Origin of the sequence: Corynebacterium otitidis ATCC 51513 (genome assembly GCF_000296405.1) — a bacterium.
GTDB lineage: Bacteria > Actinomycetota > Actinomycetes > Mycobacteriales > Mycobacteriaceae > Corynebacterium > Corynebacterium otitidis.
Map to the genome: position 1 here is coordinate 484,638 of NZ_JH815193.1, position 9,669 is coordinate 494,306.

Consider the following 9,669-nt stretch of genomic DNA (forward strand, 5'->3'; position numbering starts at 1 on the left):
GCCGTGCCGGACGGCGCCGTCGTGCCCGGCGCGGGCGCGGACTCGCCGGGCGCGGACTCACGGATCTCGCCGCGGGGCTCGTCGCCGTGTGGCTCGCCGTCGCCCGGCTGCCGGTCGCCGTCCTCGGCGGGCGGCTCCTTAGGCTCGGGCTCCTCGGCCGGCGGGACCTGGCCGGTGGTCTCCTCGACGGGCTCGGTCGTCGTCGTGGTGGTGGTCTCCTCGGACGGGGCGGGGGCCTTGGCGTTGGCGAGGAGGTCGAAGCCGATCTTCGCGATGTCGGTGTTGTCGACGTACTCGCCGCGCACCGGGTCGACGCCCTTGACGTAGGAGCGGATCGTCTCGGCGCCCGCGCCGTGCGCGAAGAGCGGCACGAGGTGGTTGGTGTGGTCGCCGGAGTACCAGCCGTCGATGGGGTTCTCCCCGGCGTTGCCGGTCACGTGCGTCCAGCGCTTAGGGGAGTTCTCCCCGTTGAGGTAGCCGGTTTCGTGGTCGGCGGTGACGAGCAGGAGGGTCTCCTCCCAGGAGGAGTTCTGCTCGACCCACTGGGTGACGCGCTCGACGGCGCGGTTGAAGTCGATCATCTCCTCGATGTTGCCGGCGGTGGCGTTGTCGTGGCCGGCCCAGTCGATGGCGCCGCCCTCGATCATGAGGAAGAGGCCCTCGTCGTTCTGGCCGAGCACGTTGAGCGCCGCCGAGGAGAGGTCCGCGAGCGGGGGCACGTCGTTCTTCTGCGCCTCGCCGGGCAGGAGCGAGCCCTCGGCCAGGCGCTCGCCCTCGGGGCGGCCGGCGTCGCGGCGCGGCTCGTTGTCGGCGAGCGCGGAGCGGTTGTACTGGAGGGTCTCCGCGATGGGCACGAGCCCGAAGAGCCGCTCCGGCAGGGTCTCGCCGCCGGCGATCGCGGTGAGCCTGCCGGAGTCCTCGACGAACTCGCGGCCGGAGTCCTGCTCGCTTAAGTGCGCGTACTGCTCCTCGCTGAGCCACTTCCACTTCGCCTCGCGGGGCTGAGCGTCGTCGTCGAAGAGCGGGTGGCCCGCGCCGATGATGACATCCAGCGGGCCGTCGATCATCTGCTGGGCGATGTCGTGGTACTGCTGCCGGTGCTCGACGTGGGCGCCCCACGCGGCGGGCGTGGCGTGCCCGAACGGCACCGAGGACACCACGCCGGTGGCGCGGCCCTTCTCGGCGGCGGCCTCGGCGACGTTGGTCTTGGGCTGGTTGTCGGGGTCGACGCCGAGCTTGCCGTTCCACGTCTTCTCGCCGGTGGCGAGCGCCGTGCCGGACGCCGCGGAGTCGGTGGGGTTGTGCTTCGCCCAGTCGAACTCGCCCCACGCGCCGGCTGGGTCGTAGACGGGCGAGTTGAGCGAGTGGTGCGACATCGCGAGCGCCTCGTCGAAGCGCTCGTAGACCTGGGCGGGGGTCTTTCCGTAGCCCTCCTGGCGGGCGATCTCGGCTCCGGGGTCCCCGTCGACCTGCCAGTTGGAGGTGCCGTGTTCGAAGAGGCTGGTGTGGTCGACGTGGTTGAAGCCCATGCCGTCGCCGATCATGACGATGACGTTCTTCGGGGCGGGCGCCTCGGCGGCGCCGGCGGCCAGCGGCGCGGCGGCGAAGGCCAGGGCGCCGATCGCGGCGGCGGCCGCCGCTCGCTTCATCGGGTGGTGGTCGTTGCGCTGCACTGTCGGGGGTTCTCCTTGGGAATCGGTCCTCGCCGCGGGCGGTGGGTCGACTCCGGCCCGCCGGCTCGTGCGCTACCGAAAACCAACCGGGCGGGGTGAACCCGCCCGGTCGTTTTACCGAAGAAACAGTGAATTCCCGGGGAAACCTTCGGGCTTCCTGGCAGCGGGAACCCTTAAGGGCCCCGCCCCGGCGGGGCCCGGGGCCGTCCCCTCCGGGCCCCGGAGAGCGCGGCTAGGAGTCGCCCTCCTCGCGGCGCGCCTCGGACTCGGCGCGCATCCGCTCGCGCGCGGAGTGCGGGTCGGCGCGCTGCGGGCCGTCGTTGACCTCGTCGAGGTAGCGGCCCTCCTCGTAGTCGTAGCCCACGCGCCGGCCCTGCTCGTCGGTACGCGCGTACCAGTCGAGTGCGGCATCGTCGGTGGAGTCGAACTCCTCGCCGGCGGCGTAGCTCTCGTCCGGCTCGGCGGCCTCCTCCACGGAGAGCATCCACCGATCCCCAAAGTCGCGGATGCCGCGCTGCACCGCCCCGTCGAGCGCCTCCCGGCGATGCGAGTGCCGGATGCTCGCCGGGTCGGAGCGCAGCTCCTTGACGAGCGCGATGGTCATGAACACGAAGATCACCGCGAACGGCAGGGCCGTGACCGTGATGAGGTTCTGCAGGCCCTGCAGCGAGTTCTCCCCGCCGGTGAGCAGCATGACCACCGCGATGCCGGCCATGCACAGCGCCCAGAACGCCGTGACCCACTTGTTCGGGTTCGGCGCGCCGCCCTGGGAGAGCTGCGAGTTCACCAGCGACGCCGAGTCGGCGGTCGTGATGAAGAAGATCGCGAGCACGACCATGATGAGCGGCGCGATGACGCCAGCGCCCGGGAGGTAGGAGAGCACCTCGAAGAACATGTCCTCCGCCGGCGGCATGTTGGCCATGTCGTTGTTCGGCACGAGCTCGCCGGTCTCGCGCTGCAGCCAGATCGCCGTGCCGCCGAGCACCGTGAACGCGAGCACGATGATCGTCGAGGGGATGAGAAGCACGCCCGCGACGAACTGGCGGATCGTGCGCCCGCGGGAGATCTTCGCGACGAACACGCCGACGAACGGCGCCCACGAGACCCACCACGCCCAGTAGAACGTCGTCCAGCCGCTTAGGAACTCGGCCATCTCCTCGGAGTCGGCCATGTTCGCGGCGAGCATCTGCGGCAGCTCGCCGACGTACTCCATGATCGCGCCGGGGATCATGTTGATGAGGAAGGCGGTGGGCCCGACGACGAAGAAGAACACCGCGAGCCCCACGGAGAGCACGAGGTTGATGTTCGAGAGCCGCCGGATGCCCTTCGCCACGCCCGACACCGCGGAGACGATCGTGCCGATGGTGAGCACGACGACGATGACGATCGCGGCGGTGTTGCCCGCGGTCGACCAGCCGGTCACGAGCTCCGCGCCGCGGCCGATCTGTAAGGCCCCCAGCCCGAGGCTCGCCGCGGTGCCGAAGAGCGTCGCGATGATCGCGAGCCCGTCGATGAGGCGCGCGGCCCAGTGGTCGGAGCGGTTCGTGCCGAGCAGCGGCGCGAGGATCGAGCTCATGAGCGGCACGCGCCCGCGCCGGTAGCTCGCATAAGCGACGGCGAGCCCGACGAGCGCGTAGATCGCCCACGCGTTAATCCCCCAGTGCAGCGCGGCCTGGGCGATCCCGCCGCGCACCGCCTCCCAGGTGGCCGGGTCGTAGGCCCCGGGCCTTGGCTCGAGGTAGTGGGTGAGCGGCTCGACGGGGCCGAAGAAGATCAGCCCGATGCCGATGCCCGCGGCAAACAGCATCGCCGCCCACGACAGCGTCGAATACTGCGGCTTCTCCCCGTCGAGGCCGAGCGGGATGCGCCCGTAGTGCGAGGCCGCAATAACGATGAGCACCACGACGAGCACGATGGCGAGCAGCGTGAAGATCCAGCCGAGGTTCTCCATCGTCCACTGCAGCGCCGCGGTGGAGTAGACGAGCACCTGGTCCGGATCGGCGATCCCCCACGCGACGAACGCGACGATGAGCGCGCCGACGACGAAGAGGATCGGCCGGTCGATGCGGTAGCGCACCTTCTGGTCCTCGATCGCCACGCCGGGCACGAGCGCGGGGTGGATGCTGTGCGGGTAGGTCACCTCCTTGACCAGCCTCGCGGCGCGCTTCACCCCGCGCTTCGCGCGGCCCGCCGCGCCCTCGCGCCTCTCGTCCTTGTCCTCCCGGTCCTCGCCCGGGTTCCTCCCGGCCGGGCCCGCCCCGGCTGTTGGTTTCTCGGCCACGGTTGTCTCAAGCCCCCGTCTCGTCGTCGCGTCGGTCGCGCTCGGCGTTCACTCACTCGCGATGTCTGCACGCGGGCCGCCGGGGATGCCGGGGCCCGCCTCGCCCCTCGTCTCGGCTGGCGGGCGATCGCCGCCCGCGAGGCGAAACGAGAAGAGCCACTAGACGACACTAGCCCCGCCCCGGGCGGCGGCCCGGGGGCGGGGCTAGTGCGGGGCTCCCCCGCCGCGGCGGCGGGAGGCCGGGAAACGGCTGAAAAGCTAGCCGCGCTCGGGGTACTCGGCGGCGAACTCGTCGCGGTACTCGTCGACGAGCATGCCGAGCAGCACGTCGTCGTAGTAGCGACCGTTGTGGAACGCGACGGCGCGGCGGCGCCCCTCCTCCTTGAACCCGATGGAGGTGTAGACGCCGAGGGCGCGCTCGTTAAAGGCACGCACGGCGGCCTCGACCTTGTGGACGCCGAACTCGCGGAACGCGAGGCGCAGCCCGGCGCGCACGGCGTCCGCCCCGTAACTGAAGCCCTGGTGCTCGGCGCCGATCATCACGTCGAGCGAGCCGGCGCGCGCGGGCCCGGACACCCCGTGGAGGCGCACGTAGCCGACCAGCTCGTTGTCGGTGTTGAGCACGGCGTAGCCGAAGCCGTCGGGGGTGTCGTTGCGGCCCCAGCTGCGGAACAGCTCGCGGTCGGACTCCTCGGGGCGCAGGGTGAGCTCGGGGCGCTGGAGGATCGCCTGGCTGGGGTCGCGCCACCAGCGCGCGAGCGCGGGCAGGTCGTCCTCGCGGGGCTCGCGTAGGCGCACGCTGCCCTCCTCGTAGAGGGTCCTGCCGTACTGGCTCAGGCGGTCCATCTCTCGGGTCTCGTTGGCGTCGCTCACCGCGCGCTCCTCCTTCTTCATAGGGTCGGGTGATCAATCGTCTGCTGTCCCGGGGCCCGCGCGACGGCAAAGGGCGCCGCGCGTGGGCCCGCCGGGCCAGTCTACGCGCGCCTGAGCCCCCGCCCCGGCGCGCGAGGCGCGGCGGCGGGGCCGGGGCCCGGTCTTAGGCTCCGCCGGTCTCGGCGGCGGCCTTGCCGGTGACGACTCTCAAGGTGCCGTCGACGCGGCGGGTGTAGCCGGCCCGGTCGGCCTCCTCGAAGAGGGGCACGGCGACCCGTCTCGTGGTGCCGAGGCGCTCCTTGGCTTGGGCGAGGGTGAACTCGCCAAGCCCGGCGACGGCGAGCGCCGCGTCGCGCGGGGCGGTGGGCAGCAACACGACGCCGTCGGCGGGCTCGATGAGGCGCCCGGCGCGCACGGCGGCGGCGATCTCCTTACGCCCGAGGCCGAGGTCCTCGAGCTCCCCCGCGGTGGGCGCAGCAAAGGGCTTATCGGAGAGCTTCCGCTCGAGCTCCGCGACGGGTTTCTCCGCGGGGCCAAGGCCGGCTCGCGCGCCCGGCGCGGCGAGGTACCCGCCGGAAAGCTCGAGCCCCGCGGCGCTGGCCGCCGCCCGCAGGAGCCCCTCGTCGGGGAGCCCGGCGGCGTCGACGGCGGCGCGTGCGCTGATCATGGGGTCGAGCGGGTCGGCCTCGGCGCGGGCCTGCGCCGCCGAGGCGAGCGCCTCCGCCCAGGCCTCGAGGCGCGCGCTCGTCACCCACCACGTCCCCTCATCGCCGGGAAGCCCCCGGGCGCCCTCGGGCGGGTGGTCGGGCAGCCGGTAGCCCTGGTTGGCGAGGGCGCGCGGCACGACCGCGCCGCGGGCGTCGAGCAGCCGCTCCACCGAGCCGCCGAGCGGGGTGTCCTCGAGCCACGCGGCGCGCCTGCGGCCCGCGCCGCGGCGCCCGAGATCGGGCGGGTCGACGTCGAGGGCCTCGACGCCGGCTAACACCTCGTGGCCGCCGGGGGCGCGCAAAACGAGCCGGTCGGTGACCTGGAGCGGCAGGGGGTGCGGGAGGTGAAGCCGGGCGTGCTCGGCTCCTAGGGACCGCAGCCGGACGGTGAGCTCTGCGGTGCCGATGTGGCAGGCGAGCTCCCTCGGCGCCTCGTCGAGTGGGGTGTCGCCGGTGACGCGGCGCACGTCGAGGACGTCCGTGTCGTGCCACGCGCCCGGCGTGGCGAGCACGTCGCCGCGTCCGACGTCCTCGGCGGCGATCTGCCTCAAGTTCAGCGCCACGCGGCTGGGGGCCTCGACCTTCTTCCGGTCGGCGTTCTCGCGCTGCACGCCGCGCACCCGCACCTCCCGCGGGCCCCGCCGCCCGTGCAGTACCAGCCGGTCGCCGGGGCGCACCGTGCCGGCCATGAGGCTGCCGGTAACCACGGTGCCCGCCCCGGAGACGCTGAACGACCGGTCGAGGAAGAGCCGCACCCGCGCGGCCGGGTCGGCCGCGGGCACGCGGCCGAGCGCCCCGTCGAGCGCCCCGGCCAGCTCGTCCACGCCCTCCCCGCTCACCGCGGAGACGGGCACGATCGGCGCGCCCGCGAGCGACCTCCCTGCGATGGCGTCGGCGGCCTCCTCGGCGGCCACGAGCCTGGTGGTGTCGTCGGTGCGGTCGGCGCGGGTGAGCGCCACGACCCCGGCGTCGATGCCGAGCGCGTCGATCGCGGCGATGTGGTCCCGGGTCTGGGGCATCACGCCCTCGTCGGCGGCGACGACGAGGAGCACGCAGCGCGCCGGCCCAAGGCCCGCCAGGGCGTTGCTAAGGAAGCGCTCGTGGCCGGGCACGTCGACGAACTCGACCCGGCGGCCGGAGGGCAGCTCGCACCACACGAAGCCCAGGTCGATGGTGAGGCCGCGCTCCTTCTCCTCGCGCCAGCGGTCCGGCTCCATGCCGGTGAGCCTCTTCACCAGCGTCGACTTGCCGTGGTCGACGTGGCCCGCGGTGGCGACGACCTGCACGCGGACACCTCCTCTCGCTCGCCTCCCCGGCCTTCTCCGCGCCCCGGCGGGGCCGGCCGGGCGCCGCCCACGGCTCGGGGTCGGGACCCCACAGGCTACGCGCCCGGCGCGCCCGAGGGGCGGGGGCCGAGCGCATCCCCCGCGCCCTGCGCCTCGCCGCTAGCTCTCCGCGGGCGCCTCCCCGGCGCCGTCGCCACCGTCGAGCCGCTCGAGCGCCCGGGCGATCGCCCCGGCGAGGAGATCGTCGTCCCCTTCCGGCACGCAGCGCGGATCGATGAGAAGCGCGTCGTCGTGGAGCCGGCCGAGCACCGGGCGCTCCCCCGCGCCCGGCTCGCGCAGGAGCGTGGCGATCTTGCGCGGGTAGGCGACCGCGAAGCCGGGCAGCGGCACGCCCGGCGCGCCGCCCCCGCCGACGCGGCCCTCGTGGGGCACGACCCGTCCGGCCCCGGTCGCGCGCGCGAGCCCCTCGCAGCGGCGGCGCAGCTCGTCTGGACTCGCGTGGAGCGCCGCCGTCACGGGCGGCACCGGCCCGCGCAGCGTCGCCTCTAAGGCGGCGAGGCGCAGCTTGTCGATGCGCACCGCGCGGGCGAGCGGGTGGCGGCCCATCTTTCCGATCGCCTCGCTCGTGCCGATCGCGATGCCCGCCTGCGGGCCGCCCAGGAGCTTGTCGCCGCTCGCGACGACGACGTCCGCGCCCGCCTTCAGCGCGCCCCGGGCGTCCGGCTCGCCGGGCAACGCCTCGTCGCGGGTGAGGAGCCCGGAGCCGATGTCGGCGACGAGCGGGACGCCTCGGTCGCGGGCGATGCCGGCGAGATCCTTCGTGGTGGCCTCGGCGGTGAAGCCCTCCACCCGGTAGTTGGAGGTGTGCACCTTGAGGATCGCGATCGGCCCGGGGCCGGACCACTCGTCGAGCGCGCGCTCGTAGTCGCGCGGGTGGGTGCGGTTCGTCGCGCCCACCTCGATGAGTGTGGTGCCGGTGGTCTGCAGGAGCTCGGGGATGCGGAAGCCCGCGCCGATCTCGATGAGCTCGCCCCGGGAGATGACCGCGGCACCTCCGCCGGCGAGCGCCGTGACCGCCAACAGCAGCGCGGACGCGCCGTTGTTGACGACGAGCGCGGCCTCGCCCGCGCCGCACGCGTCGAGAAGCGCCTCGCGGGCGGTCGCGCCGCGCCTCGAGGAGCGCCGCCCGCTCGATAAGTCGAGCTCCACGTCGACCGGGCCGGCGGCCTCGGAAAGGGCGTCGACCGCCGCGGTGGAGAGCGGCGCGCGCCCGAGGTTGGTGTGCACCACCACCCCGGTGGCGTTGATGACCGGGCTAAGCCCGTGGGACCGGGCGCGCCCGAGGAGCTCCTCGGCCTCTGAGGCGACGTCCTCGGGCGGGATCTCCAGGCGGCGGGCCCTGTTTTGCGCGGCGGCTATCTGGCGGCGGATCTCCCCCTCGGCGAGCCGCCCCCGGGCCCTTGCGACCGCGGGCAGCCCGAGGAGCTCGTCGGTGCGGGGGATGAGGCGGCGCGGGTCCTCCCCCGCGCCGCCTAAAGATGCATCGGCCACGGCGTCGACCGCCTCGCTTCACAGGTCGGATAAGAGAGATCTGCCCGCCGCTTAACAGCGGCGGGCGGGAAACACTTCGGCGGAGACGAACGGGAATCGAACCCGCCAGGCCGAGATCCTCGGCCTCGCCGGTTTTGAAGACCGGGACGCCCACCAGGACGCGTACGCCTCCCTGAAAAGGCAGGCTAGCACCCCACGATGCGGGTGTTTAAGGCCTCGAGGTCACCCGGCCCAGGCGGCTCGCGGGCAGCGCCACGACGAACGGGCGCGCCGCGATCACCGCCGCGGCCGTCACCGCGATCGCGGCGAGGAACACGAGCACGCCGCCGATCCCCTCCCCGTCGGTGGCGAGGAAGATGTGGTTCATGTTGCGCTTAAGCCCCGTGGTGAGCACGAGGCCGACGTGGATGACGATGAACACGACGAAGAACACCATCGTCGCGACGTGCAGGATCGTCGCCCGCCTCGTGGTGAACGCCCGGTTGACGAGCGTGTCGCCCGCGGGCCACAGCTCGGAGAGCCGCAGCCCGCTGATAATCGCCAGCGGCGCGGCGATAAACGTCACCGCGAAGTAGGACAGCTCCTGCAGGGCGTTGTAGTGCACCCAGGAGTTCTCCGTCGGCCAGTCCAGCGAGACGTACTGGATCCCCGCCGAGACCGCGTTGGGGATGGCCTCCCACGAGGTCGGAACGATCTTCATCCACTGCCCCGTGGCGAAGAGCAGCACGACGAACACCACGCCGTTGACGACCCACAGCAGGTCCACCGCCGCGTGCAGGAAACCCATGAGCGGCATGCTCCCCGAGGACTTCCAGCGGGGCTGAAACCAGCCGCCCTCCCCGCGCCGGTAGCGCAGCCACAGGCCCGACTTGATGATCAGCGCCATGAGGAAGAAGTTGAAGAAGTGCTGCCAGCCCAACCACGGGCTGAAGCCCTCCGGGGCGCCCTCGGGCAGTGGATACGAGCCCGGGTAGGTGGCGATGAACTCCGCGCCCACTGATGTGGCCCGGAACCAGCGCGCCAGAACGACCGCTGCCGCGGCGAGGAACACGAGCGCAACCGCCGTCCACGCGATGGCGGCGCGCCTGCCGCGCAGCCAGCCGCCGCGCCCGGGGGCCTCTCCCCCGCCGCCGGCGCCTGCCTTTCCGGACTTGCCGAATTTGCCGCCCTTGCCGGGCGCATCGGACTTGCCGCCGCCTGCTGCGGTCGCGGGGCCCGCCGCGGCGCGCGCCCCAGGATCCGCAGGAGCCGGGGCGCCCGGAGGGGTCGCTCCCGGTGCCGCCGCCCCCGGCGATGCC

General features: G+C 73.4%; 5 protein-coding genes, 1 tRNA gene and 1 pseudogene. All 7 read right to left on the reverse strand.

The features are described from left to right. Window positions 1-1,673: alkaline phosphatase (locus HMPREF9719_RS04975; RefSeq protein ID WP_004600885.1), on the reverse strand; the 1,673-nt coding region annotated here is incomplete at its 3' end. Between the two features lie 232 nt (window positions 1,674-1,905). Continuing rightward, window positions 1,906-3,954: a BCCT family transporter gene (locus HMPREF9719_RS04980; RefSeq protein WP_004600886.1), complete on the reverse strand. Its 2,049-nt coding sequence runs from the start codon at window positions 3,952-3,954 to the stop codon at window positions 1,906-1,908. A 258-nt stretch (window positions 3,955-4,212) separates the two neighbouring features. Next, the gene (locus HMPREF9719_RS04985) at window positions 4,213-4,827 is read right to left on the reverse strand and encodes a GNAT family N-acetyltransferase (RefSeq protein ID WP_237737881.1); all 615 of its coding nucleotides are present in this window, start codon (window positions 4,825-4,827) and stop codon (window positions 4,213-4,215) included. A gap of 163 nt (window positions 4,828-4,990) precedes the next feature. Next, window positions 4,991-6,820 carry a selenocysteine-specific translation elongation factor gene (selB, locus tag HMPREF9719_RS04990; RefSeq protein ID WP_004600888.1) on the reverse strand — a complete coding sequence of 610 codons (1,830 nt, stop codon included), beginning with the start codon at window positions 6,818-6,820 and terminating at the stop codon, window positions 4,991-4,993. A gap of 159 nt (window positions 6,821-6,979) precedes the next feature. Then, the gene (selA, locus tag HMPREF9719_RS04995; protein WP_004600889.1) at window positions 6,980-8,371 is read right to left on the reverse strand and encodes an L-seryl-tRNA(Sec) selenium transferase; all 1,392 of its coding nucleotides are present in this window, start codon (window positions 8,369-8,371) and stop codon (window positions 6,980-6,982) included. Between the two features lie 80 nt (window positions 8,372-8,451). Next, window positions 8,452-8,543 (reverse strand) — tRNA-Sec (locus tag HMPREF9719_RS05000). A gap of 36 nt (window positions 8,544-8,579) precedes the next feature. Then, window positions 8,580-9,669: pseudogene (locus HMPREF9719_RS05005) on the reverse strand (cytochrome b/b6 domain-containing protein); the annotation flags it as partial.